We start from the raw sequence: 25166 nt of genomic DNA, 5'->3' as shown, positions 1-25166 counted from the left end.
CCTTACCCTTCCTGCGTAATATTCAGCGCAATACGGTCCGCATCGCCCCATAATTTTTCTAAATTATAATAATATCTTTCATCCTTATGGAAAACATGACAAACGATATCACCGACATCAACAAGAACCCATCGCGCTTCTTCAAAGCCTTCCATTCTTTTAATGTCTTTTCCATTTTCTTCTGCAGTTTCTTTGATTGCCCGGGCAATTGCTTGTACCTGCCGTTCATTGCTTCCGTGGCAAATCACGAAATAATCAGCGACTAAAGATACTTCGTTCATATCTAAGGCAACAATATTTTCTGCTCTTTTATCATCGCAGGCTTCTGCAACTACTTGTATTAATTCTTTATTATTCATTTTTTTATTCCTCCAAAAATGTGTTGATTTAAGTCGTTATAAGCATGAAAGCTGTCAGGATATACAGTGTTGTCCCTTTCCATCAAGAAACGAACCGTATTCTTTGCTGCCTGGTAACATGCTTTTGTTAAATCTGTCTTAGCTGTCTCTCTCACTTCCTCTACCCCGGGGAAATTTCTGAACGGCTCAATATAGTCAGCGATAAAGATAATTTTATCCAGCTTTGTCATATCCGCTCTTCCCGTTGTATGGAAGTAAATAGCATCTTTTATCTCTTGATTCGTAATCGCATAATTTTCTTCTATCCGGACCGATGCAACTGGTCCATGCCATAATTCATGATGAAATGAAAGAAGCAAATCCGGAAGTTCGCTGCTCGTTTTAATGGTTTGCTTCATTTCCTCTAAGGAATCACATTTACAGTAATCATGAAATAAGGCAGCGATAGTAGCATTTTCTACGGATTCATGAAAGTTTACAGCAAGCTCTGCTGCTGTATCAGTTACTCTCAACGTATGCTCATATCTTCCTTTCGTCAGTCTTTCCTTCAAATCTGCCTTCAGGTTATCTATATTCATAAATCTGATTCTCCTTAATATAATTCATCACACCATCAGGAAGCAAATAACGAACTCTCTCCCCTTTTTCTAATCGATTTCTGATAAAGGTAGAGGAAATATCCAAAGGATGTATCTCCAAGCGTTCCACAGGATAAGGCGTATCTAATGTATATCCCGGTCTCGATACACCTATAAAACGAACCATATGAACTAGTTCCTCTACCCGATTCCATTTTGGCAGATAGTCTACCATATCCCCGCCGATAATAAAGCTGAAATCAGCCTCAGGAAAGTCCGCCGTCAGTTCCTTTATCGTGTCATAAGTGTATGATTTCCCTTCTCTTTCAAGCTCTAGCGCGTTTACTTGAAAATAAGGATTATCCTTGATTGCCAAATGAAGCATCCGCAAGCGATGGGATGCATCCAAAACGACGGTATCTTTATGAGGTGGTGTCCGCGTCGGAATGAACCATATCTCATCCAATTGCTTTCGGATTCTTACTTCTTCAGCAATCCACAAATGTCCTATATGCGGTGGATTAAATGTTCCGCCTAAAATTCCAATCTTTTTCAAAGACTCACCTTCTGAAATTATTAATATGCTTTCAAACATGAAGCGTCATTTGGATTACTCGTCCCATTATGACCGCTGGCGGTTTTATGAACAGCCTCTGTTTATGGTAATTTAATTTCTTTATGGTCCGTTGACTCTTTATACAAAATAATCGTATTGCCGATGATTTGTACCACTTCTGCTTCCGTGCCGGCAGAAATCTGTTCAGCAACAACATGTTTATCCTCTACACAATTTTGAAGAATACTGACCTTTATCAATTCTCTCTTCTCTAATGCTTCGCTGATTTGTGTGACCATATTTTCATTTACCCCATCTTTCCCAACCTGGAAAATAGGCTTAATATGGTGCGATTCACTTCGTAAAAATTGCTTTTGTTTATTGGTTAACATCTGCTTTATCCCCTTTTATCTTGGTTATCATCTCTTCATCCATTCCAGTGACGTCGACATTTTTGTTGGTCCAGATTTCAAATGCCTTCTGTGCTTGATAAAGCAGCATCGTATATCCATAATGAATCCGGCCGCCTTTTTCCGCTGCCTGCTTTAAAAACTGTGTCACAAGCGGCTGATATACAATATCACTGACAATCGTGCCTGCTTTTAAATTAGACAGGTCTACGATTTGCTTTGCTTCCTCCATCCCAACAGAGCTGGTTTGAATAATAACATCATATGCTGCAATGTTTTTCTCAGCCTCTGCCAGCGTGATAACAGAAGCACTGGTTCCTTTCATAATATCTTCACATTTTGACTTCGTCCGGTTGGCAAGCGTCAAATTCGTATAGCCTGCCTGAATCAGTCCATGGAAAATACCTCGTGCAGCTCCGCCGGCACCGAGTATTAAAATAGGAACATCTATATTCCTGTCCATATCAGGAAACTTATCGCGCAATGCCTGCACATAGCCAATTCCGTCCGTATTATACCCGACCCATTCATTTCCTTCCAAAGAAACGGTATTGACTGCCCCCACGCGTTCCGCAGTAATATCAATTCTATCCAGATAAGGAATAATTGTTTGCTTATAAGGAACCGTAATATTAAATCCATTCACTTCTTCTTCTCTCAACTTCTTCATTTCCTCACCAAAAATTTCCTTACTTGCTATTTCATGCAATCTATAAGAACCTTCCAGACCGGAACGCTCTAAAAAGGAAGTCTGAATCCAAGGTGATAAGGAATGCTTGATGGGATAACCGATTAATTTCAATTTTAAACTCAACGGTACGCCTCCTGTCTCTCTTCTCTCTATGATAAATAGTTGGATCCGATATTATTTTTGTGTTCTCTCAGAAGTTTACCTGCTTACTGCTGGCCGGATAAAAGGGATTTTCTAGTGGTTACGGAAACCCCTTTGGGACTGTGGGCTGCTACCGTAGCCCCCTCGCCCTGCACACTGATCCAGCCTAATCCCGGAAAAACAATATCTACTTTTCCTTTTTCCATTTTAAAGCTGTGTGCCGTAAGCGGCGGGAAGTTCTCCAACTGTTCTTTATACGGTGGAGACAACAGCTCCCCGGCATGCTTCTCGTATAATTCATCCGCATTCTCCAGTTTTGTACGGTGAATCGTTAAGTCATTCGAGAAGTAACATACAAACGATTGTTTCTCTCCTTTAATAAAATCCATCCTTACTAAGCCGCCAATGTATAGGGTCTGCTGTTCCTGCAATTGATAAACCCTGGCCTTAATTTCTTTTTTGGGTGTTATCATTTTTAATTCTTTTTCAGAAACATAATGTGCCATCTGCTGTTTATTAACTATTCCCGGTGTATCTACTAAAAACGAATCTTCATCTAATGGTATTTCGATAAATCCTAATGTTGTTCCCGGGAAGTAAGACGTCGTAATGGCCTCCTCTTCTCCTGTTGACTCCTTAATCAAACGGTTGATAAATGTTGATTTCCCGACATTCGTAACACCAACAATAAATACATCCTTGCCAGACCGATGCGCTTCTATTTTTTCCTTCAGCTCATCTATTCCTTTTCCTTTTACAGAAGAAATCAATACAACATCCTTTATTTTGATTCCCAGCTGGCTCGCTTCATGACGCAGCCACTGTTTTAACTTATTATCATTTGTTGATTTTGGCAATAAATCCAGCTTATTGCCAACTAAAATAATCGGGTTGTCCCCCGTGATTCTTGGCAAATTACTTAATAGCGTACCATCCACATCAAATACATCGATGATATGCACTATCAATCCATTTCTATCACGTATGGAACTGACCATTTTCAAAAAGTCTGCATCCGTTATCGACACATCCTGAATTTCATTATAATGCTTCAAACGAAAACATCTTTTACATAAAATAACGTCCTTCTCTAATGCACTGACTGGCGCATATCCTGCTTCATTCGGATGCTCTGTCTGAATAATACTTCCGCACCCTTGACAAATATGTTGCTCCAAACCTTATTCCTCCTTATAATGCTTATCCTTGTTCTTAATTCTTTTTAAAATTATTCTTTCCATAAAACGGTTAATCTTTGTTATTTTTCCGTCTGTCTGCACTACAGGTATGACCAGTACAGTATAGAATCCGGCCATATTGCCTCCGAGGACATCCGTCATCACCTGGTCACCGACGACTAAAATTTCTTCTTTTTTTAAATCCATTTGCTTTGCAACAGTCTTAAAAGCTCTGCTCAAAGGTTTTCTGGCACTAAATACAAAGGGAGTTCCAAGCGGCTCCGAAAAAACGGTGACACGTTCTTGATTATTATTTGATATGATGGTTACTTTTATATCATTTTCTTCCATTGTTTTAAACCATGTAATCACATCAGGGGTTGCATCTTTCACATCCCATGCAACAAGCGTATTATCCAAATCCGTGATAATCCCCTTGATTCCCTTTTCTTTTAATTTCTCTGGTTTCAAGTCAAAAATTTGATCAATTTGCTCATCCGGCAAAAATTTAGAAAACATATACACACCTCAAGATTTCCAATAAATTAACATATTTGTTCCTTGCATACTATAGTACTTTACTTATACAAACATTGTTATTTAACTTAATCCGCATATACAAGATAAAGAAATTCTATCATCATTAGGCGAAATGAATCCCAACCTCAAGGCAGGCTAACGCCGCAACGTCCAGGGGTTGCGATTACTCGTCCCATCGAAAACATTTGGGACTGCGATTACTCGTCCCATCGAAAACATTTGTACGTCGGAATGCACAGAGTGAAGCCAAGCAGGTAGGAACTGAATCGTCTTTTTCCACATTTACGAACATAAGTTTGCATGGTATAATATTTTTGAAAGATGTTCTTTGAAAACTAAACCATAGTAGGTTGTGGCGAGAATCGTTGCTTTGCCACATAAAGTGTTCATGCCAAACATATCAGCCAAGGCACATAAAGTGAAACTTTATTCAGGGGTTCTTTCCCCCTGGATATTAGTTGAACGAATCGGGCCGATACTGGCTGTTGGATCTCCTACTTAGAATTTTGAGTTCTCACCATTCTTGAAGTAGGAATCTTACAGCCAGTTACACTGCTACAAACGTGTGAACGTCAAGCAGGCTGAAATGTAATCCCAAAGGCAGTACCAATGGGATAGCAGGTTGGATGTTTTCAGCACATCAATGTGTCAACTCCACTGGGGCTTAATCGTCATTTATAAAGTCGATACCCCAGAAACCCCCACTTCAAATTTCAGATGAAATTAAATGGCGGGAGTATTCATGCTACATCACATTATACCTAATCCTACTACAACTGACTAGCGTTTCAAAGAATTATTGCCTCCATTAGGAAGGTTCGCCTAATCGACAGCGATTTCCAATTTTTTCTTTTGTTGATCGGAAACTATGCAGTCTGCTCCCTAAAAATGCATCTATCTCTAGAAAATCGTTCGACAAATTCTGATATTTTTCGATTTTGTGGATAACTTTATCAACATAAAAATGTTTTAATAACAACAGTAAGAAGGGTTACCCACCTTCTTATACACAACTTATATACAACTATATGTAGATAAGTTACAGCTTGTTAACACAAGATACACGTGTTAAATTATTATTAACTTAATAGAAATGCTGACACTTGAGGAGGTTGTATTGTGGAAACATTATCGGACGAACTATTACTAGAATCATATTATACAGCAATATCATTAAACTTAAGTCCTGATTTTCTTTCTTTGTTTGAGGAAGAAATCCATAAAAGATCTCTGTCTCATAAAATTAAAGAATCTGTATAATTTTGTCTTGTTTCCCAAACTTCAATTTAAAAATTGAAGTTTTTTTTTCGCTTTTTTCCCTTGTTTCTTCCTATTTAAAATACAAGCTTTCCATCCTGATCATCACATTCTTTTTGTATGCATCCATCTTCTGAATAGGTTATAATCAAATGTAGCACTCTGACTTTGTGCAAAAAAAACCGTAAAGAGATGGAGAACAAATAGAAAGCATGGTATTCCCCCTTCATTATCACACCGAATAACCTTTATGTGCTCTGTAAAAAGAAAGCTTCCATCCCTATTTCTTATTCATAATAGGCAGGCTTTTTGTTTTCAACATTAGAAATGAACTTGAACACTTTTAACTGAAGGAATATTTAAAGTATTTTATTTTGCTCTACAGTTAAAAGGAATTCGCTATTTTTGTAAAAGGAGGAATTACTTTTGACGTTACTACACTGGGCTGTTTTATCACCGTTTATCGCAGCCATACTTATTCCATTCTTGTATAAGTATTTAAAGAGAATACATACTGGCTGGTTTGTTTTGATTTTGCCTCTGGTACTATTCATTTATTTTCTATCTTTTATACCTAGAACATCATCTGGCGAAGCAATTTTAAATAATTTGGACTGGGTTCCTTCCCTCGGAATAAACTTCAACGTATATGTTGACGGTCTAAGTCTGCTCTTCGCATTATTGATTACAGGAATCGGAGCACTCGTTGTTCTCTACTCTATTTACTATTTGTCGAAACGAAAAGAAAAGTTAAACAATTTCTATGTCTATCTTTTAATGTTTATGGGTGCTATGTTAGGAGTCGTTCTTTCCGATAACTTAATTGTTATTTATGTTTTCTGGGAAGTAACAAGTATCGCTTCTTCATTATTAATCAGTTACTGGTATACGAGAGAAAAATCTATTTATGGTGCTCAAAAATCAATGTATATCACCGTTTTCGGCGGATTATCCATGCTCGCTGGTTTTTCTTTACTTTACGTTATTGCCGGCACATTCAGTATCAGGGAGCTGATAGCAAATGCGGACATTGTGATGGCGAGCGGATTATTTATCCCGGCAATGATTCTGGTTTTACTAGGCGCATTTACCAAGTCGGCTCAATTTCCATTCCACATCTGGCTTCCAGATGCAATGGAAGCGCCGACACCCGTCAGTGCTTATCTTCACTCTGCAACTATGGTAAAAGCAGGAATTTATCTTGTTGCCAGATTGACCGGGGTATTCGGAGGTGCACCAGAATGGTTCTGGATTATTACCATTGCCGGATTAGTTACCTTAACATGGGGCTCTATTTCAGCAGTACGGCAAAAGGATCTAAAAGGAATTCTGGCCTTTTCCACCATAAGTCAGCTCGGTTTAATCATGAGTTTACTTGGGACAGGCTCTGCTGCGTTCTATTTTCAGGATGGGGACAATGCGTTATACATGACCGCCATCTTAGCAGCGGTATTTCATCTGGTTAACCATGCAACCTTTAAAGGAAGTCTGTTTATGGCAGCCGGAATCGTTGACCATGAGACAGGTACAAGAGATATCCGTAAACTGGGCGGTTTAATGACCATTATGCCTATTACAGCAACCATTTCTCTTATTGGACTGGCTTCGATGGCAGGATTGCCTCCATTTAATGGTTTTTTAAGTAAAGAGATGTTTTTGACAGGGATGCTGAATGTGACGGAATACGGTATTTTCCATTTAGAAACATTTGGATTTATCATTCCGATTATTGCTTGGATTGCCAGCGTATTTACCTTCTTATATTGTATCCTGATGTTTTCAAAGACGTTTATGGGTAAATTCGATAGCAGTAAGCTAAAAGTACAACATGTGCATGAGGCTCCGATCGGTATGCTGATTAGCCCTATCATACTCGCTGTTCTTGTTGTTGTATTCGGGCTTTTCCCTAATCTGTTAGCGTACTCCATTATCGAGCCTGCTATGGCTGCTATCGCACCCGGCATTCTTTCTCCAGGAGAGTTTTTTGATGTACACATCACTCACTGGCATGGCTTTTTAGCACCAGAGTTATGGATGACAATCGGTGTGGTAGTATTGGGTGTCATCTTATTTATGACCTTTAAAAAATGGGAAAATACCGCATTCTACCGCGGGGAACGTGATTTGTTCAACTACGCCTATGATTATGGATATGATGGCTTAGTAAAAGGGTCTCAATGGCTAACACGTATCCAGATGACAGGCAGGTTAAGAGATTACTTCATCTATATGTGTACATTTATCATATTGATAATGGCCTATACGATGTACCGTTATAATTTACCGGCGATCCAATCGCTTGATTTATCACCGGTGCCAATTTACGTATGGTTTGTCATTGCAGTATTTATCGGGTCTGTTATTGTTATTCCGTTTATTAATAATCGGGTAGCATTAATTATTGCAACAAGTGTCAGCGGCTTTATCGTAGCTCTATTGTTTGTTCTGTTCCGAGCTCCGGATTTAGCATTGACGCAGCTGCTTATCGAAACCGTATCCGTTATTTTGTTTATGCTTGTCTTTTATCACTTGCCGAAATTGAAGAAGGTAAAAACACCTCCAAAATTGAAGGCTGTTAAATTAATCATTTCCATTGGATTTGGGCTGATGATTACACTTGGTTCCCTATCTGCATTTTCATTGGGGCAAGAGGCAAATTATTCTTCGATTTCCGAGTACTATACTGAAAATGCCAAGGAAGAAGCTGGAGGATATAACATCGTAAATGTTATCCTGGTGGATTTCCGTGGTCTTGATACCATGCTGGAAGTGCTTGTTGTCGCTTTAGCGGTATTAACCGTTGTCAGTTTAATACGATTACGTTTTAAAGGAAGTGAGGACGTATGATGAAAAAACCAAATAATATGATGCTGCAGACATTGACCAGACTCATTATTTTGATTGTCCTCTCCTTCTCTATCTATTTACTGCTCGCAGGTCACAACAGCCCTGGTGGAGGATTTATTGGAGGTCTAATGACTGCAAGTGCCATTCTTATTTTGTACCTCTCATTTGGCTTAAATTCCATTAAGAAGGTCATTCGATTTGATTATATAAAAATAATCGGCATCGGGTTACTTTTTGCCAGTGTAACAGGTGTGGTCTCTATGGTTTTTGGTTTTCCTTATCTAAAACAATTCTTTGACTATTTTAGACTGCCAATCCTGGGAGAAGTTGAATTGACCACCGCACTGCCTTTTGATTTAGGTGTTTACTTTGTTGTATTGGCCAGTGCACTTGCAATTATTCTGACGATTGCGGAGGATGATAAATAATGGAACTATTAATGTCAATTGTCACAGGGATTGTTTTTAGCGTAGCGATCTACCTGTTTATGTCTAAAGATCTGCTCCGCGTTGTTGCAGCTACATTGTTACTTTCTCACGCCGTGCATCTTTTATTTTTAACGATGTCCGGTCTGCAGCGCGGCGCTGCTCCTGTTTTAAGTTTTGATGCAGAAGCATATACAGATCCGCTGCCTCAGGCGCTGGTACTGACAGCCATCGTTATCGCTTTTGCTGTTACTGCTTTATTGTTAGTTATGTCTTATCGGACATATAAAGTGCATAAAACAGACGATTTAGAAGAATTAAGGGGTTCTGCTGATGAGTAATGTAATTATTCTGCCGGTTATTATACCTTTCATAATCGGCGCTATACTTATACTTTTATACAAACGACACACGATACAGCGTGTGATAAGCGGAATTACAATGCTTGCTTTACTGGCACTTTCCGTTTATTTAGCAATTTATGTATACCAGCACGGAACGCTTGTATTGGAAGTCGGCGACTGGGAGGCACCTTTTGGAATTGTTATCGTTGCAGATTTACTTTCAACACTGATGCTGCTTTTATCTACTTTAGTAGGTACCGTTTGTCTGTTCTTTGCTTTCCAGACAATCGCCAGAGACCGTGAAAAGCAGTTTTTCTACCCGCTTTATCTTTTCTTAATGATTGGGGTCAACGGTTCTTTTTTAACAGGCGATTTATTTAATCTATTTGTGTTCTTTGAAGTAATGTTGATTGCCTCTTATGGATTGATTGTTCATGGAGGGACAGGCTATCAGTTAAGAGAGTCCTTTAAGTATGTAATTATCAACATTTTTGCATCCGCCCTCTTTATTGTAGGGATAGCATGGATTTATTCTATTACCGGAACAATGAATATGGCGCATATCGCCCAGCGTGTTTCGGAATTAGACCAGACTGGCGCACTCAATATAGTAGCTATTATGCTGTTTATTGTTTTTGCTTCTAAAGGAGCCTTATTCCCGCTTTATTTTTGGCTTCCGAAGTCCTATTACGGTCCTCCTGCTGCTATAGCAGCCTTATTTGGGGGTCTGTTGACCAAAGTAGGTATTTATGCGATTATCCGTACATTTACTGTAATTTTCAATCATGATACAGGCTTTACGCACAAAGGATTAATTGTTACGGTTGCCGGTTTTACCATGTTATTCGGAGTTCTTGGAGCTGTATCGCAATTTGATTTCAAGCGTATTCTCTCCTATCATATTATCAGCCAGGTCGGCTATATGGTGATGGGTCTTGGTATCTTCACTCCTTTAGCTGTTGCCGGTGCCATTTACTATATTGCGCATCACATGATTGTAAAAACAGCACTTTTCTTATTTGCTGGAGCAACACAGAAAATTACGGGAACAACTGATTTAAAGAAAATGGGCGGATTGATTGGAACCCATCCTTGGCTTGCCTGGCTGTTCTTTATCACTGCCATTTCCTTAGCAGGTATTCCGCCGTTAAGCGGGTTCTTTAGTAAGTTCCCGATAATATTAGCGGGCTTTGAGGAACAACAGTATGTCATTTCTGCGGTAGCGCTCCTGGTTGGGCTTCTGACCTTATTTTCTATGATGAAAATTTTCAGTTACGCTTTTTGGGGCAAGCAGAAGCATACAGCGGCACAAGCAAAGATTCCCGTAGGAAAACTGTTACTGCCGATCTTACCGCTTGTTGCACTTACCATTATTTTAGGATTTGCAGCGGAACCAATTTTCACCTATTCGATGGAAGTTGCAGAAGATATTATGAATCCTACAAATTATATTGAATCTGTGCTGAAGGAGTAGTTGCTATGCCATTTCAAATATTAATAAACGTTTTGCTCGCGATACTCTGGATGTTTTTACAAAATGAGTATACATTCGTAAGTTTTCTTTCCGGTTATTTCATTGGGATTTTAATTTTAATTGTTATACGACGTTTCTTAAAGTTTGATTTTTATTTAAAAAAAGTCTGGGCGATTATGAAATTAATTTATTTGTTTATGATTGAATTAATCAAAGCAAATATTGATGTTGTAAAAGTAGTGCTTAATCCGAAGCAAGATCATCAGCCTGGAATTGTTGCTGTCAGAACACGTTTAGAATCAGACTTTGAAATCTCTATCCTGGCAGCATTGATCACCTTGACTCCTGGAACGATTTCCATGGATTTCTCAGATGACAGCAAAACCATTTATGTACATTCAATCGATGTGCCAGATAAAGAAGTTATGATCAAGGATATCCAGGACTCTTTTGAAAAAGCAATCATGGAGGTGACGAAATAATGTTTGATACAATTTTGATTGTTGCATTGAGTGCACTTTCCGTCGCCCTCGTTTTATTGTTTATCCGTGTTATGATTGGTCCGTCTACACAGGATAGAATTTTGGCGTTGGATGCTATTGGTGTTCTGCTTGTCGGTTTTATCGGGATACTGATGATTTTACAAGACACATCCGTGTTCTCTGACATTGTTCTCGTACTTACTATTTTGGGTTTTGTCGGGACCTTGACCCTTTCAAAATTCCTGGAAAGAGGTGTTGTCATTGACCGCGATGATTGAAACAATTGTAACTGTCTTTGTTGTCATTGGTGTATTTTTTGCCGTAGTGAGCGCCATCGGTATACTCCGGCTAAAGGATGTCTACAGTCGTGCACATGCTTCCGGTAAAAGTGCGACGTTAGGTGTTATTTTTATTATGCTGGCTGTATTTATCCACTTTTTAACCCAGGGCGAAATGAACGCAAAAATATTATTAGCTATTCTGTTCTTATTCCTGACAGCTCCGGTAGCCAGTCTGATGGTTACAAGATCAGCTTACCGGAATGGAGTAAAACTCGATAAAAATACAATAACCGATGATTTAAAAGAAATGTACGATACAGATCAAAACCAATCAAATTAAATGAAATAAAAGCTCCGATTTCTCCTGTTAAAGAGAAATTGGAGCTTTTTATATAAATCGTTCCCTTATAAAAATCCCGAATTGGCCAGGAAAATAAAATTATTTTCTCCTTTTTAGCTTTTCCATTCTGTATGGACAGACACGTTTTTCTTCTTCCACACATAAGAATAGGCTATAGGCAATTACCTAGAAGGTTGAAAGATGCTTACTCTTGGAGGTGATGGGATTTGTCCATGATATTATCTGCACTTGGACTGTTTATTAAAGAAGCTTTATTTTTCGTCTCGTATGTCAAGAACCAGTCTTTCCCCCAGCCACTATCCCCTAAGGAAGAAGCAAAATACATCCAATTGATGCAGGAAGGAGATGAAGAAGCCAGAAACAAACTGATTGAACATAATCTCCGTCTCGTAGCCCATCTGGTTAAGAAATTTGAAAATACCGGAGAGGATATGGAAGATTTAATTTCTATCGGCACCATCGGCTTAATCAAAGGAGTCGAAAGCTTTTCTACAGGAAAAGGTACCAAACTGGCCACCTATGCCGCCCGCTGTGTGGAAAATGAAATACTGATGCATTTAAGAGCACTTAAGAAAGTCAAAAAAGACGTCTCCCTGCATGATCCGATTGGGCAAGATAAAGAAGGAAATGAAATCAGCTTAATTGATATATTAGAAGCTGAAAATGAAAATGTAATTGAGTATATCCAATTAAATATGGAAATTTCAAAGATTGAACAGTATTTTTCTATTTTAGACAGCCGCGAACGGGAAGTAATTGTGTATCGTTACGGATTAAATGATCAGGATGAAATGACTCAACGTGAAATTGCAAAGAAGTTAAACATCTCCAGAAGCTATGTTTCCCGGATTGAAAAAAGAGCGTTGATGAAGGTATTTCATGAGTATTACCGGAATGAGCATCCTTCCTTGTGATTGTATGATTAAAAAGAATCCAATTTATATTTAATGAAATATGTTGGCTGGTAAGTAAACAAAATGAAGTGAAGCCTTAAGCCTCTCTTGTTGATTAAGTTCAAAGAGAGGCTTATTCGTGTATCACGTATAATCGTCCCCCATATAAAGAACTGTTTTTGTGAGAAGTTGCATTAAATATATCAAAAAGAGAGAAGCTCCATTCAGCTCCTCTCTCCCATAGTCTCTATTCTTTTTCAATTTCCACATTCTTCGATGGAGAGAATGTAGAAATAGCGTGTTTAAAAATAAGCTGCTGCTTGCCGTCTGTTTCCAACAGCACCGTAAAGTTATCAAACGCTTTGACCGTCCCTCTTAATTGAAAGCCGTTGGTTAAAAAAACAGTGACAAAAACATGATTTTTTCGCAATTGATTTAAATATTGATCTTGAATATTAACGGATTGAGCCATAAAATAAGTTCCTCCTCTTTTCTATCTATACATCTTTATTCGATTTATGATTCTAAAAATCCTGCTAAATCATTTAAAATTAATTTCATTTGTTGTGCAGCTTCCTTCTCTGTCAGCTGATACCAATTTACATCCAGCTTATTCCGGAACCATGTGAGCTGTCTTTTCGCATATTTGCGTGAGTTTTGTTTAATCGCGTTGACAGCTTCTGCTTGTGATAAGCGGTTGTCTAGATAAGCTGCTATCTCCTTATAGCCGATCGCGTGCATCGACTGGCAGTCTTTATAGCCATTTGCAATAAGAAACTTGACTTCCTTCATTAATCCAGCTTCTATCATATTATCCACGCGGCGGTTAATCCGTTCATATAATACAGCCCGGTCCATATCTAATCCGATAATATATGGATCATAAGGGGATTCTGGCTGCTGCTCTTTCTGATACTCCGACATTGTCAGTCCGGTCAGCTCATAGACCTCTAAGGCGCGGACAAGACGCCTGTGATTATTCGGATGAACTTTTTTGGCCTGCTCCGGGTCAACCTGCTTCAGACGCTCATACAGGCTATCCGGACCTTCTGCTTCGATCTGCTGAAATAGCTTTTTCGTTAACTTCTCGTCGCGGCGCTGGTCGGAAAAATGGTAATCAAACAGTACAGATTGAATATACAGGCCGCTCCCGCCAACAATGATTGGAAGGTTGCCCCGTTCGTGGATTGCTTCAATATGATATTTCACGTGCTCCTGAAAATCGGCAACAGAAAATGGCTGATCCGGCTTAATAATATCAATCATATGATGAGGGATGCCTTCCGTTTCCTCCGGTGTTACCTTAGCTGTACCGATATCCATCCCCTTATATACCTGTGTGGAATCTCCGCTGATAATTTCCCCCCGGAACTTTTTTGCAGCAGCAATTCCTAATGCTGTCTTTCCGACTGCTGTTGGTCCTACGATAGAAACTACTTTTTTCTTCATTTATTTATTCCTCAACTTCATTATTTTTTTGCTTCCATTCTACATAATACGCTTAAACATCTTTTCTAATTCATAGGTAGAGAAATGAACAATAATCGGCCTTCCATGCGGGCATGTAAAAGGATCGGTGGTACTTCGTAAGTCTTCGAGCAGCTGGAACATTTCCTCGCTGGTTAAATAATGATTTGCTTTGATCGACCGTTTACAAGACATTAATATCGCTGCTTCTTCCCGTATTTTTTCTACATTCACTGTTGATTCCTGAATAAACTGCTCCACCATTTCCCGGATAATTTCTTCCTCCAGGCCAGCCGGAAACCAGGTTGGATGAGAACGTATAACATAGGTCTGGTGACCAAACGGTTCAAAAAATAATCCGGCTTTTTCTAGCGTATCCTTTGCTTCTTCAATAAAGATAGCCTCTTTTTTAGAAAAATCAAAGGTCAGCGGTATTAAAAGCTCCTGTGACTCATTGATTGGTTTGCCGAGCTTTTGCTTAAAAAATTCATATTTTACCCGCTCCTGTGCAGCATGCTGATCCACCATATACAGGCCATTTTCATTTTGTGCCATAATATAGGTTCCCTGCAGCTGCCCGATTGGATACATCATTGGGACCCGAGGCTGAACCTGCTCGGATGCTTTTTCTATCGGAGGAACGGGAGCGTCCATTATAAGCTCCTCAGAGACGTTTCCTTCTGGGGCAGGTGCTGATTCCTGTTCGCGCCTTTGAACTTCAATATGGGTGTTCTCTTCACGAAGAAAGGCGGGGTCTTCCTCCTGATACCGATTGTCTTCTCTGATAACAGCATCAGATGGTTTTTCCGCTTCTATTTTTTTCTCTTTCTCCTGAAATGGAGAAGCAGGCTCTGTTTCAAATTGAAACGTATGCTGTTCTGATTTTTGCTTCGGCTCCGGCTTTTTCGTTACTTCCGGGATAAGTGTCATTTTCCGAAAATGAGCCTGGATCATATCTTTGACTGCTGCATACAGCTCTTTTTCTTTACTGAACCGGACTTCCAGCTTGGCAGGGTGGACATTCACATCCACCAGAATCGAATCCATTTCAATAGAAAGAACAACAATTGGAGAACGGCCGATCGGCAGCAGCGTATGATATCCTTCAATAATTGCTTTATTCAGGGCAATGTTGCGGACAAATCGGCCATTAATAATCGTTGACATATAGTTTCTGGATGCTCTTGTCACCTCCGGCTTCGCAATATAGCCGGTAATCGTAAAATCCAGCGTCTTATGTTCAACTGGGGACATTTGCTTGGCCACACTCATTCCATACACTTGCGAAATGACCTGCAGCATGTCATCATTGCCTGAAGTTTTTAGGAGCCCTTTGCCATTATGCGTTGCTTCAAACCGAATTTCCGGATGCGCTAATGCCATCCGGTTCAAAACATCTGATATATGTCCCAGCTCAGTATGAAGGCTTTTCATATATTTCAACCGTGCCGGTGTATTATAGAATAAATCACTGACAACAATCTCCGTACCTTGGCGGGCATCGCTCTTGCCTCTTTTGACAACTTCTCCGCCTTCTAATTCAAGCGATACTCCGGCAACGTCTCCTTGGGAGGTCTGGATAGACAGTCTGCTGACAGAAGCTATACTTGCCAGTGCCTCTCCACGGAATCCAAGTGTGGTCACATGGAACAAATCGGTTTCTGTGCTTATTTTACTGGTCGCATGCGGCAAAAAAGCCTTCTCCACATCCTCTGCAGCAATACCAGCCCCATTATCGACAATGCGTATTTCCGATAATCCGGCTTCGTGTACATCGATGCGTATCCAGGTGGCACCTGCATCGATACTATTTTCAATGATTTCCTTAACTACCGAAGCAGGACGTTCTACCACCTCTCCTGCTGCGATTTTATTTGCCAGACTATCCGGCATTTGTTGAATTGGCATATTATCACCTTCCTCTAAATGCGTGTTACTTTAATTTCTTCTGCAGGCGATATAATTCATTCATAGCTTCTAAAGGGTTCATCTCTAATATATTTAAGCTTTTGAGCTCCTCTAAGGCTGCATTGTCTTTATTAGTTAACTTCGCTGGCTTATGTTCTTTACTGTTTTCCTCTGCAAAAAAGGATAATTGAGCTGATTCGGCCTCTTCTGGTTCAAGAGAAGGAGCTTCCTCTTTCTGCGCTTCTTTGGAATCATTATTTTCAAAGCTTTCCAGAATAACAGAAGCACGATTGATTAACTCATCCGGCAAATCGGCCAATTTAGCAACATGGATACCATAGCTCTGGTCTGCTGCTCCTTCTTTGATTTGATGAAGAAAAACAACATTTTCTTCATGCTCTTCCGCACGGACATGAATGTTTTTTAAATGCTCTAAGGAATCCTCCAGTGCTGTCAGCTCATGATAATGCGTGGAGAAAAGGGTTTTGGCGTGAATATGGTTATGAATATACTCTACAATCGCCTGAGCCAAGGCCATGCCATCGTACGTACTTGTTCCACGTCCTATTTCATCTAATAAAATCAGACTGTTGGCGGTAGCATTTTGGATCGCATGCCTGGCTTCCAGCATCTCTACCATAAAGGTACTCTGTCCAGAAACTAAATCATCCGCTGCACCGATCCGTGTAAAAATTTGATCAAAAACAGGCAAGATTCCTGATTCAGCCGGTATAAAGCAGCCAGTCTGTCCCATGATAGCGATTAATGCTACTTGACGCATATAGGTACTTTTACCAGACATATTCGGGCCGGTAATAAGCAGCATCTGGTTGTCAGCATCCAGCTGTACATCATTTGGTACAAAGGTTCCGGTCTTCATCACCTGCTCGACAACGGGGTGCCGTCCTCCCTCTACAGAGAAGACACCTTCCTGGAAAGCCGGACGTTTATAATTATTTTCTTCACTGATTGTCGCAAAGCCCTGCAATACATCTATTTCACTGATAATTTGCGCAAGCTGCTGAATTAACGGAATATCCTGCTTTATCTGCTCTCTGATTTTAATAAATAAATCATACTCCAGCTCTACGCTTTTTTCATCTGCTTCTAAGATAAGTGTTTCTTTTTCTTTCAGCTCCGGTGTGATAAAGCGTTCTGCATTGGTAAGCGTCTGCTTCCGTTCATAGCGGTCATCTTGTAATAAAGGCAGGTTAGGTCTCGTCACTTCAATATAATAGCCAAACACACGGTTATATCCTATTTTCAGCGACTTGATTCCAGTTACTTCCCGCTCTTTTTTCTCCAGAGATGCAATCCATTGTTTTCCGTTTTTAGACGCATCGCGGTATTTATCTAATTCTTCATGATAGCCTTCTTTTATCAAAGCCCCTTCTTTAATAGAAAGCGGCGGTTCTTCGACTAAGCTGTTTTCCAGCACTTCAACAATAGTATCAGGATAAATCAGGGCATCTGCCAGCTCGCTCACTTCAGGAACATGAAGCGCATTGAGCGTCTCTTTTATCGCCGGAATATTTTGCAGGGATTTCTTTAATTGGATTAAGTCTCTTGCATTGACATTCCCAAATGCAATTCTTCCGGATAAGCGCTCTAAGTCATATACCGACTTTAAGCTTTCCCGCAGGTTTTCCCGTTCCATAAAAGCATTCAGAAAGGTCTCGACGACTTCTAACCGCTGATTTATTTTAACTTGATTTAACAGCGGCCGCTCCAGCCATTTTTTCAGCATTCTTGCGCCCATTGCGGTTACCGTTTTGTCCAAAACCCATAATAAGCTGCCGTGCTTTGATTTTTTCATAATCGACTCTGTCAGCTCTAAATTGCGTTTGGAATACATATCCAGGCTCATATATTGCTTGAGCTCAATCACTTCTGCCGGCTGCAGATGATCTAAGGAACGCTTCTGTGTGTTCTGGATATAATTCAATAATCTGCTGAAGGCCTCCATCAGACGTTCATCATTTAAATTCTCACTCAGCTCACGAAATTCCGCATTAAAATTCACTTCATCCTGATAGGATAATGTAACCTGCAGCCGCTCCTTGAGCTGCGCTTGCAATTCTTCCGGCAAAGAAGAGGAAATCACGATTTCCTTTACCGGCTGATGATAAAATTCATGAATCACACTGTCCCAGCCATCCTGCATTAAAGCCAGGCGGCTCTCTCCAGTTGATAAGTCATTATACGCAATGACAAAGGAACCATCTCCAAAATGAGACAGGCTGCCGATATAATTGTTTTCACCTTCCACAAGCATATTACTTTCCATCACCGTACCCGGGGTGATCATTTGGACAACCTCCCGTTTGACCACGCCCTTCGCTGTCTTCGGATCCTCAACTTGCTCACAGATGGCTACCTTGTACCCTTTATCGATTAATACCTTGATATAATTTTCTGCAGAATGATAAGGAACACCGCACATCGGAATCGGATCATTGCCCCCGGCCCGCTTCGTTAAGGTAATTTCTAATTCCTGCGCAGCCTTTGTAGCATCCTCATAAAATAACTCATAAAAATCTCCAAGCCGATAAAATAAAAAAGCATCCTTATATTGCGACTTAATGTCTATGTATTGCTGCATCATTGGTGTTAATTTTGTCATGAAATAGTTCCTCCAGCTTGCTAAATTATCTATTTTTTTCACGTATCTTTAAATGGAATCGAACTCCATTATAGCATAATCTCCCCGATTCTTGTCCTATCCTGTTCTTAGAAAAACGAAACATTCACTAAAAAAGAAAGGAATGCTTCGTTTTTATCATTTCCTTAGGGTGTAAAAGAAAACGAGAGTATGGCTACCCTCGTTTCATGTTAATCTTTGTGTTTGTGATGGATAAAGTCCGGTCTGATATCCTCTGCCTCATCATCAGTCATTTCATAGTCCCACATAAAATCATCTTCTTCGTCATCGCTCTTCCAGTTAGGTTTTACTTTTACACAGATTTTGGTTTCGCCAATAATTTGAACGACAAATTCACGTTCAATATCGACGGTAATACTGCCGCCCTTATCTGAAATCATGCACTCTAAACAATTAGGCTGCTGAAGTACCTTTGCGATAATATCGTATTCATCATTGATACAATTATCGTCCTTAACAGATAACGGAACTACATCTGTGTATTCCACCCTTTCTGTGATAACCTCTGTTTTCGTATTATCATTGTAAGAATACCATACATTAATATCATAACTGCCACTGATAATGACAGTATCCTCAGACTTCTTCTTCGCGTGGTATAAATGATTGATCACCCAGCACCCAAGAATACTTGTCGGACGATGGCTTGGAGTTATTGTATGGGTATCTTTTGTGAATTTTCTGCCTTTACCACATACTGCTTTCGTAATGATTTCTCTATATTCTTTATCAAGAAAAGTCATGATATATTTTACCTCCTCTTTTTTCATAGTCATTTTATGCACGGCAAATACCTAAAGTGCATAACTATTGCCAAGAAAAAAGAAAAGCAGGCGCGAAGGAGAGCTTGAAAGGTTTTTATTTTGAAAAAATGGGCTATCATCGGATGCCCAAAAATTGCTTATTGACAACTTGAAACACGCTGCGAGGTAACAAAAAGCCGGACAGCTCACTGCCCGGCTTCGTCTGTTTATTTATTTTATTAAACAATCCTCAGTTTAGTGCGCACAGCTGGAACTATTCTGTGTTTGGGAGCCGGTTTCGCCTTTAAGCACATCGCCGCCTGTTGATTCAATAATATCATTTGTAACCGTACGGGAGATTGTTTTGGAAACCAGCTGTAAAACATCATTGACCACGATTTGTGTCTCTTTAAATTCCTGAACTACCGGAATTTCATCAATTTCATTTTGCAATCTGTCAATTTCCTGCTCGATACGCTGTAAAGCTTCCTTCTTATCATATGCTTGAAAATTAACTGCCTGTTTTTGCAGCGTCTTAATTTTCTTAATCAAGCTTTGGACTTTTTTATTTTCATTTAATTTAGCTTCTACTTGCTTAAAACGCTCGATTTCTTCTGTGTTCGATAGCATTGCCGCTAACTTTCTGGCTTCATCAAGTACTTCTTTACGTTCATACATCGCCATCTTATTCCACCTCAACTCTATTTTCTACCATAATACCATTCAATGACCAGGTTTTCGTTTCTGTAATTTCTACTTCTACAATTTGGCCAATCGCGGATTTTGGTCCTTTAAAGTTTACTAATTTATTTCTTTCTGTATAGCCGGCAAGAACATCTGGATCTTTCTTGCTTTCCCCTTCGACAAGCACCTTGACAACTTCACCCTGATAAGATTTCATGGAAGCTGCTGATTGTTTATTAACAAGTTCATTTAAACGATATAAGCGCTGTTTTTTTACTTCTTCAGGTACATCATCCTTTTTCCTTGCAGCCGGTGTCCCTTCACGAGGTGAATAAATAAATGTATAAGCTGCTTCAAAGCCTACTTCTTCCACTAATGTCATTGTTTCTTCAAACTGCTCTTCTGTTTCGTTCGGGAAGCCTACAATGATGTCTGTAGTCAATGTGGCATGTGGCATGGCTTCACGGATTTTTCTAACTAACTCTAAATAATCTTCCCGTGTATATTTCCGATTCATTTTCTTCAGTATTTCACTGCTTCCGGATTGAACCGGCAAATGAATATGATCCAGAAGATTCCCGCCCTGAGCCAGCACTTCAATCAGACGGTCATCAAAGTCACGCGGATGGGAAGTTGTAAAGCGGACACGCGGAATATCAATCTTATGAATATCATCCATTAAATCGCCCAAACCGTATTCGATATCTTCAAAGTCCTTTCCATATGCATTCACATTTTGTCCAAGAAGAGTGACTTCCTTATAGCCCTGTGCGACGAGGTGGCGGACTTCCTGAATAATATCCTTTGGACGGCGGCTGCGCTCTTTCCCGCGGGTCATAGGGACAATACAGTACGTACAGAACTTGTCACAGCCATACATGATATTTACCCATGCTTTGGTCTTTCCTTTACGTACTTTCGGCAGATTCTCAATTATATCGCCTTCTTTAGACCACACTTCAACAATCATTTCTTTTCCGAATAACGCTTCTTTAACAAGGTGCGGCAGACGGTGGATATTATGGGTCCCAAATATTAGATCGATATGCTGGTGTTTTTTCAAAATCCGGTTAACTACGGATTCTTCTTGTGACATACAGCCGCAGACACCGATAATAAGATCCGGGTTTTCTAATTTTAATGGTTTTAAATGGCCAATTTCACCGAATACTTTATTTTCCGCATTTTCACGAATGGCACACGTGTTAAGCAATATAATATCGGCCTCTTCTGTTACATTGGTGGATTCATAGCCCATTTCAGACAAAATACCGGCCATCACCTCTGTATCATGCTCATTCATTTGGCAGCCATAGGTGCGGATCAGAAATTTTTTGCCCTCGCCAATTCGCTGCATATCCTCCGGGATGGAGAAATCATAATGAAATTGAATATCCTCCTTGCGACGCTTTCTTGCTTTCTTTATATCTGGAGATTGCGGCTCATACTCCATTTGAAAATATTTAGCAATGAACTCTTCGCTGGATGTATTTTTAATTCGTTCTATATTAGCTTCTTCGTTACGAATCTGGGCCTGTTGTTTTCGCTGTTCTTCGTTCATCAGGTTGATCCCCTTTCTTTCATCGATTCATATGTATTGATGCACTAACTTACAGTATAAAGCCTACATAATAATTGTACAATACTCAACGCCTGAAACATATAAAAAATCTCTTTTTTCACGTAGGAAAAAAGAGATTTTTCTGCTTCATAAAGGAATAAGTCCTAAATCACCCGTTAATTTGAGAAGGGCATGCCCCTATCCAATCCGGGCTGCCTGTTTTTCTTTTGGAACGACAACCCTTTGAAATATTCATTACCTCGGCTCAATAATTAACTTAATCGCTGTCCGTTCCTCATTATCAATTAGTATATCTGTAAATGCCGGTATACAGATTAAATCGACTCCGCTTGGTGCTACAAAACCGCGAGCTATAGCAACTGCTTTGACGGATTGGTTCAGCGCTCCCGCACCGATTGCCTGAATTTCAGCCGTACCTCGTTCCCTAAGTACATTTGCCAAAGCCCCTGCCACTGAGTTTGGATTTGATTTTGCTGAAACTTTTAAAACTTCCATCACTAGTACCTCCTCATGTGCTATTTATACTTTTATTGCTACTATTTCTTCTGGAGATGTATACCTTGTTCGACTGCATCACGGGCAAATACTATGCAAAGAAAGGATGATCATCATTAATAAGGATCCGTTCAATCTTTGCTGCTTTCCCCGTCGAATCGTCCGTACTAATGAATACTCCATTTAGTTGTGTTCTTCCCTTTTTTTCAATTTCAAAACGTACTGGAAGGGAAGTTTGGAATCTTTTAATAACAGATTCTTTCTCCACACCTAATATCGCATCATACGGTCCTGTCATCCCCACATCAGATATATATGCAGTACCTCTGGGCAATATTCTTTCGTCTGCAGTTTGCGTATGCGTATGCGTCCCGACAACGGCCGTTACTCTTCCGTCCAGATACCAGCCGATTGCTTGTTTCTCACTTGTTGCTTCACCATGAAAGTCTACAAAAATCGTATTGGTTCTTTTCTTCGCTTCCTCTACTAATTGATCTGCTTTATCAAAGGGATCATCAATTGGCGGAAGGAAGGTTCTTCCCTGTAAATTAATCACAGCAACTTCTTTTCCGTTAATGTTTGTATAGGCAATTCCTTTCCCCGGATTATTCTCTGGAAAATTCGCTGGACGAATCAGCGCAGGAGCCTGATCGATAAACTCAAAAATTTCTTTTTTATCCCACGTATGATTTCCCATTGTAATTACTTGTGCTCCAGCTTGTAAAAATTGCTTGTAAATCTTTTCCGTAATACCCTTTCCTGCAGCAGCATTTTCTCCATTAATAATAGTTACACTTGGCTTATATTTTTCTTTTAATTTAGGCAAATACTCTGCGACCATATCTCTTCCTGGAGAACCTACCACATCACCAATAAATAAAATTTTCATTTTTTCTACCTCTCTTCTTTCCATATAAACGATATCATTATGTTATCTCAGCCGCTATGAAAGACAACAGGCCAAGCATTCACTGTACTCGTTTGTATCTTTCCCTGATTTGTTTTGTGACATAACGCTTTTTTTGCTATTCTAAGTCAATAAAAAAACAAAGGCGACATCTGCCGCCCTTGCTTTATTTTGCGTATTCAACTGCTCTTGTTTCCCGAATAACCGTAATCTTAATATGTCCAGGGTAGTCGAGCTCCCCTTCAATACGTTTTCTGATATCACGTGCAATTCTCGCTGATTCCATGTCATCAATATCATCAGGACGAACCATGATACGAATTTCACGACCGGCTTGGATGGCAAATGACTTCTCTACGCCTTCAAACGACTCAGATATCTCTTCTAATTTTTCTAAACGCTTGATATAATTCTCAAGGGTTTCGCTTCGAGCTCCCGGTCTGGCGGCAGAAAGTGCATCTGCAGCTGCAACTAATACAGCTATAACAGAGGTTGCCTCCTCATCTCCATGGTGGGAAGCAATTGAATTAATAACCACTTCTGGTTCTTTGTATTTCATTGCTAATTCTTTACCAATTTCAACATGACTGCCTTCTACTTCATGATCAATCGCTTTTCCGATATCATGCAGCAGACCAGCTCTTTTAGCAAGATTTATATCTTCTCCTAATTCCGCTGCCAGCAGTCCTGACAAGTAAGCAACTTCCATTGAGTGCTTCAAGACATTTTGACCGTAGCTTGTACGATATTTTAAACGACCTAGAATCTTCACAAGATCCGGATGTAATCCGTGGATACCAACTTCAAATGTTGTCTCCTCGCCCACTTCACGTATATATTCGTCAACATCACGTCTCGATTTTTCAACCATTTCCTCAATACGCGCAGGGTGGATTCTGCCATCTTGTACAAGTCTTTCTAACGCCATTCGTGCGATTTCACGCCGTATTGGGTCAAAACCGGATAGAATAACCGCTTCAGGTGTATCATCAATAATTAAATCAATTCCTGTCAATGTTTCTAAGGTACGGATATTTCGGCCTTCCCGTCCAATAATACGGCCTTTCATCTCATCATTCGGCAAATTCACAACAGAAACCGTAGTTTCAGCAACGTGGTCAGCTGCGCATCTTTGCAGTGCAAGCGATAAGATATTTTTTGCTTTCTTATCAGCTTCCTCATTCGCACGATTTTCAGCTTCTTTAATCATGACTGCTGATTCATGCTGTACTTCTTTTTCGATGCGCTCTAAAATAACTTGTCTCGCCTGCTCGGTTGTATATCCTGAAATGCGCTCAAGCTCAGCTTGCTGCTCGTCTTTCATAGCTTCCACTTTGCTTTTCATTTCTTCCATTTGTTGTTGTTGTTCCACAAGAGTTTGTTCTTTCTGTTCGAGCAGAACCTCACGTTTGTCTAATGTTTCACCTTTTCTGTCCAGATTTTCTTCTTTTTGCATCAGACGATTTTCTTGCTTCTGAGCTTCCATACGACGCTCACGAATCTCATCTTCGGCTTGGCTCCGAAGCTGATGATTCTCATCTTTTGCTTCTAGAAGCGCCTCTTTCTTAGCAGTATCTGCATTTCTGCGTGCTTCTTCCATAATTTGTTTCGCTAAGGTTTCCGCACTAGAAATTTTAGCTTCTGCAATAGATTTACGTACCAGATAACCAACAACAAATACGACGACTAGAGCAAGCAAAATGGAGATGATAATAATCACAGTGTTCATAACTTCACCTCCTATTGCCTATAAAATTGTAAATTGCGTATTTGTCGGCATATCACATTTTCAAATGCATAAAATAAAGGTAATTTCATAATACAAATTATAAAATTATACACTATTAATATTAATTCTCACAAGCTTGAATGTCAAGGAACTCCCGATATAAATTATAATA

The 25166-nt window shown here is 39.7% G+C and carries 26 protein-coding genes; 9 read left to right on the top strand and 17 right to left on the bottom strand.

Annotation, left to right across the window (positions count from 1 at the left end):
- Window positions 1–2: 2 nt before the first annotated feature.
- The 7 genes from rsfS to ACZSMY_RS02075 form a co-directional block, all read right to left on the bottom strand.
- Window positions 3–359, bottom strand: coding sequence for a ribosome silencing factor (rsfS, locus tag ACZSMY_RS02105; RefSeq protein ID WP_042534866.1), 357 nt, complete (start codon window positions 357–359; stop codon window positions 3–5).
- Window positions 356–937 (bottom strand): bis(5'-nucleosyl)-tetraphosphatase (symmetrical) YqeK, encoded by a 582-nt coding sequence (yqeK, locus tag ACZSMY_RS02100; RefSeq protein ID WP_256704829.1) that lies wholly within the window; start codon window positions 935–937, stop codon window positions 356–358. Before yqeK ends, rsfS begins: the two co-directional genes overlap by 4 nt.
- Complete coding sequence (locus ACZSMY_RS02095; RefSeq protein WP_042534870.1) at window positions 924–1493, bottom strand: nicotinate-nucleotide adenylyltransferase; 570 nt, start codon at window positions 1491–1493, stop codon at window positions 924–926. Before ACZSMY_RS02095 ends, yqeK begins: the two co-directional genes overlap by 14 nt.
- A 101-nt stretch (window positions 1494–1594) precedes the next feature.
- A complete protein-coding gene (gene yhbY / locus ACZSMY_RS02090; protein ID WP_042534873.1) occupies window positions 1595–1885 on the bottom strand; it encodes a ribosome assembly RNA-binding protein YhbY in 291 nt (96 codons plus the stop codon).
- Complete coding sequence (gene aroE / locus ACZSMY_RS02085; protein ID WP_465147431.1) at window positions 1872–2717, bottom strand: shikimate dehydrogenase; 846 nt, start codon at window positions 2715–2717, stop codon at window positions 1872–1874. Before aroE ends, yhbY begins: the two co-directional genes overlap by 14 nt.
- A gap of 83 nt (window positions 2718–2800) precedes the next feature.
- Entirely contained in the window at window positions 2801–3913 is a 1113-nt protein-coding gene (yqeH, locus tag ACZSMY_RS02080) for a ribosome biogenesis GTPase YqeH (protein ID WP_256704830.1), read from the bottom strand.
- Window positions 3914–3916: 3 nt separating this feature from the next.
- Entirely contained in the window at window positions 3917–4432 is a 516-nt protein-coding gene (locus tag ACZSMY_RS02075) for a YqeG family HAD IIIA-type phosphatase (RefSeq protein WP_256704831.1), read from the bottom strand.
- 1140 nt (window positions 4433–5572) lie between these two features.
- Here ACZSMY_RS02075 and ACZSMY_RS02070 point away from each other — a divergent pair.
- From ACZSMY_RS02070 to sigK, 9 genes are all read left to right on the top strand, one after another.
- A complete protein-coding gene (locus tag ACZSMY_RS02070; RefSeq protein ID WP_193064671.1) occupies window positions 5573–5713 on the top strand; it encodes a sporulation histidine kinase inhibitor Sda in 141 nt (46 codons plus the stop codon).
- A 423-nt stretch (window positions 5714–6136) separates the two neighbouring features.
- Entirely contained in the window at window positions 6137–8557 is a 2421-nt protein-coding gene (locus ACZSMY_RS02065) for a Na+/H+ antiporter subunit A (RefSeq protein WP_256704832.1), read from the top strand.
- Entirely contained in the window at window positions 8554–8985 is a 432-nt protein-coding gene (locus tag ACZSMY_RS02060; RefSeq protein ID WP_379542619.1) for a Na(+)/H(+) antiporter subunit B, read from the top strand. Before ACZSMY_RS02065 ends, ACZSMY_RS02060 begins: the two co-directional genes overlap by 4 nt.
- The gene (locus ACZSMY_RS02055) at window positions 8985–9323 is read left to right on the top strand and encodes a Na(+)/H(+) antiporter subunit C (protein WP_193064669.1); all 339 of its coding nucleotides are present in this window, start codon (window positions 8985–8987) and stop codon (window positions 9321–9323) included. Before ACZSMY_RS02060 ends, ACZSMY_RS02055 begins: the two co-directional genes overlap by 1 nt.
- Complete coding sequence (locus ACZSMY_RS02050) at window positions 9316–10800, top strand: Na+/H+ antiporter subunit D (protein WP_042534886.1); 1485 nt, start codon at window positions 9316–9318, stop codon at window positions 10798–10800. The genes ACZSMY_RS02055 and ACZSMY_RS02050 overlap by 8 nt, the downstream gene beginning before the upstream one ends.
- A 5-nt stretch (window positions 10801–10805) precedes the next feature.
- Complete coding sequence (locus tag ACZSMY_RS02045; RefSeq protein ID WP_193064668.1) at window positions 10806–11282, top strand: Na+/H+ antiporter subunit E; 477 nt, start codon at window positions 10806–10808, stop codon at window positions 11280–11282.
- Entirely contained in the window at window positions 11282–11560 is a 279-nt protein-coding gene (locus tag ACZSMY_RS02040; RefSeq protein WP_042534890.1) for a Na(+)/H(+) antiporter subunit F1, read from the top strand. The genes ACZSMY_RS02045 and ACZSMY_RS02040 overlap by 1 nt, the downstream gene beginning before the upstream one ends.
- Window positions 11553–11903: a monovalent cation/H(+) antiporter subunit G gene (gene mnhG / locus ACZSMY_RS02035; RefSeq protein ID WP_319022568.1), complete on the top strand. Its 351-nt coding sequence runs from the start codon at window positions 11553–11555 to the stop codon at window positions 11901–11903. The genes ACZSMY_RS02040 and mnhG overlap by 8 nt, the downstream gene beginning before the upstream one ends.
- A gap of 227 nt (window positions 11904–12130) precedes the next feature.
- A complete protein-coding gene (gene sigK / locus ACZSMY_RS02030) occupies window positions 12131–12838 on the top strand; it encodes an RNA polymerase sporulation sigma factor SigK (RefSeq protein WP_042534895.1) in 708 nt (235 codons plus the stop codon).
- Between the two features lie 226 nt (window positions 12839–13064).
- On the opposite strand, the gene hfq is transcribed toward sigK, so the two are convergent.
- From hfq to rny, 10 genes are all read right to left on the bottom strand, one after another.
- On the bottom strand, window positions 13065–13289 hold the full coding sequence (gene hfq / locus ACZSMY_RS02025; RefSeq protein WP_042534897.1) for an RNA chaperone Hfq: 225 nt from the start codon (window positions 13287–13289) through the stop codon (window positions 13065–13067).
- A gap of 44 nt (window positions 13290–13333) precedes the next feature.
- On the bottom strand, window positions 13334–14266 hold the full coding sequence (gene miaA / locus ACZSMY_RS02020) for a tRNA (adenosine(37)-N6)-dimethylallyltransferase MiaA (protein WP_256704833.1): 933 nt from the start codon (window positions 14264–14266) through the stop codon (window positions 13334–13336).
- A 39-nt stretch (window positions 14267–14305) separates the two neighbouring features.
- On the bottom strand, window positions 14306–16192 hold the full coding sequence (mutL, locus tag ACZSMY_RS02015) for a DNA mismatch repair endonuclease MutL (RefSeq protein WP_042534901.1): 1887 nt from the start codon (window positions 16190–16192) through the stop codon (window positions 14306–14308).
- 25 nt (window positions 16193–16217) lie between these two features.
- Window positions 16218–18815, bottom strand: coding sequence for a DNA mismatch repair protein MutS (gene mutS, locus ACZSMY_RS02010; protein WP_256704835.1), 2598 nt, complete (start codon window positions 18813–18815; stop codon window positions 16218–16220).
- Between the two features lie 209 nt (window positions 18816–19024).
- On the bottom strand, window positions 19025–19597 hold the full coding sequence (locus ACZSMY_RS02005; RefSeq protein WP_042534905.1) for an outer spore coat protein CotE: 573 nt from the start codon (window positions 19595–19597) through the stop codon (window positions 19025–19027).
- A gap of 255 nt (window positions 19598–19852) precedes the next feature.
- Window positions 19853–20281: a YlbF/YmcA family competence regulator gene (locus ACZSMY_RS02000; RefSeq protein WP_042534907.1), complete on the bottom strand. Its 429-nt coding sequence runs from the start codon at window positions 20279–20281 to the stop codon at window positions 19853–19855.
- A 1-nt stretch (window position 20282) separates the two neighbouring features.
- Window positions 20283–21842, bottom strand: coding sequence for a tRNA (N6-isopentenyl adenosine(37)-C2)-methylthiotransferase MiaB (gene miaB / locus ACZSMY_RS01995; protein ID WP_042534909.1), 1560 nt, complete (start codon window positions 21840–21842; stop codon window positions 20283–20285).
- 255 nt (window positions 21843–22097) lie between these two features.
- On the bottom strand, window positions 22098–22358 hold the full coding sequence (locus tag ACZSMY_RS01990) for a stage V sporulation protein S (RefSeq protein ID WP_042534912.1): 261 nt from the start codon (window positions 22356–22358) through the stop codon (window positions 22098–22100).
- 91 nt (window positions 22359–22449) lie between these two features.
- Window positions 22450–23247 (bottom strand): TIGR00282 family metallophosphoesterase, encoded by a 798-nt coding sequence (locus ACZSMY_RS01985; RefSeq protein WP_042534914.1) that lies wholly within the window; start codon window positions 23245–23247, stop codon window positions 22450–22452.
- 184 nt (window positions 23248–23431) lie between these two features.
- A complete protein-coding gene (rny, locus tag ACZSMY_RS01980) occupies window positions 23432–24994 on the bottom strand; it encodes a ribonuclease Y (RefSeq protein ID WP_042534917.1) in 1563 nt (520 codons plus the stop codon).
- Between the last annotated feature and the right edge of the window lie 172 nt (window positions 24995–25166).

The sequence above is a fragment of the Oceanobacillus sp. B139/18 genome (assembly GCF_055524595.1).
Note: the sequence above shows the minus strand (reverse complement) of the source record. Positions and strands in the feature narration are given on the sequence as shown.

Excerpts from the sequence above, each read along its gene's own strand:
- yhbY (WP_042534873.1), bottom strand. The coding sequence starts at position 1,885 with ATGTTAACCAATAAACAAAAGCAATTTTTACGAAGTGAATCGCACCAT.
- ACZSMY_RS02005 (WP_042534905.1), bottom strand. The coding sequence starts at position 19,597 with ATGACTTTTCTTGATAAAGAATATAGAGAAATCATTACGAAAGCAGTA.
- ACZSMY_RS01985 (WP_042534914.1), bottom strand. The coding sequence starts at position 23,247 with ATGAAAATTTTATTTATTGGTGATGTGGTAGGTTCTCCAGGAAGAGAT.
- mutS (WP_256704835.1), bottom strand. The coding sequence starts at position 18,815 with ATGACAAAATTAACACCAATGATGCAGCAATACATAGACATTAAGTCG.
- yqeK (WP_256704829.1), bottom strand. The coding sequence starts at position 937 with ATGAATATAGATAACCTGAAGGCAGATTTGAAGGAAAGACTGACGAAA.
- ACZSMY_RS02000 (WP_042534907.1), bottom strand. The coding sequence starts at position 20,281 with ATGGCGATGTATGAACGTAAAGAAGTACTTGATGAAGCCAGAAAGTTA.
- hfq (WP_042534897.1), bottom strand. The coding sequence starts at position 13,289 with ATGGCTCAATCCGTTAATATTCAAGATCAATATTTAAATCAATTGCGA.
- ACZSMY_RS02075 (WP_256704831.1), bottom strand. The coding sequence starts at position 4,432 with ATGTTTTCTAAATTTTTGCCGGATGAGCAAATTGATCAAATTTTTGAC.
- ACZSMY_RS02060 (WP_379542619.1), top strand. The coding sequence starts at position 8,554 with ATGATGAAAAAACCAAATAATATGATGCTGCAGACATTGACCAGACTC.
- rny (WP_042534917.1), bottom strand. The coding sequence starts at position 24,994 with ATGAACACTGTGATTATTATCATCTCCATTTTGCTTGCTCTAGTCGTC.
- rsfS (WP_042534866.1), bottom strand. The coding sequence starts at position 359 with ATGAATAATAAAGAATTAATACAAGTAGTTGCAGAAGCCTGCGATGAT.
- ACZSMY_RS02040 (WP_042534890.1), top strand. The coding sequence starts at position 11,282 with ATGTTTGATACAATTTTGATTGTTGCATTGAGTGCACTTTCCGTCGCC.
- ACZSMY_RS01990 (WP_042534912.1), bottom strand. The coding sequence starts at position 22,358 with ATGGAAGTTTTAAAAGTTTCAGCAAAATCAAATCCAAACTCAGTGGCA.
- mutL (WP_042534901.1), bottom strand. The coding sequence starts at position 16,192 with ATGCCAATTCAACAAATGCCGGATAGTCTGGCAAATAAAATCGCAGCA.
- ACZSMY_RS02045 (WP_193064668.1), top strand. The coding sequence starts at position 10,806 with ATGCCATTTCAAATATTAATAAACGTTTTGCTCGCGATACTCTGGATG.
- miaB (WP_042534909.1), bottom strand. The coding sequence starts at position 21,842 with ATGAACGAAGAACAGCGAAAACAACAGGCCCAGATTCGTAACGAAGAA.
- miaA (WP_256704833.1), bottom strand. The coding sequence starts at position 14,266 with ATGAAGAAAAAAGTAGTTTCTATCGTAGGACCAACAGCAGTCGGAAAG.
- ACZSMY_RS02055 (WP_193064669.1), top strand. The coding sequence starts at position 8,985 with ATGGAACTATTAATGTCAATTGTCACAGGGATTGTTTTTAGCGTAGCG.
- ACZSMY_RS02050 (WP_042534886.1), top strand. The coding sequence starts at position 9,316 with ATGAGTAATGTAATTATTCTGCCGGTTATTATACCTTTCATAATCGGC.
- mnhG (WP_319022568.1), top strand. The coding sequence starts at position 11,553 with ATGATTGAAACAATTGTAACTGTCTTTGTTGTCATTGGTGTATTTTTT.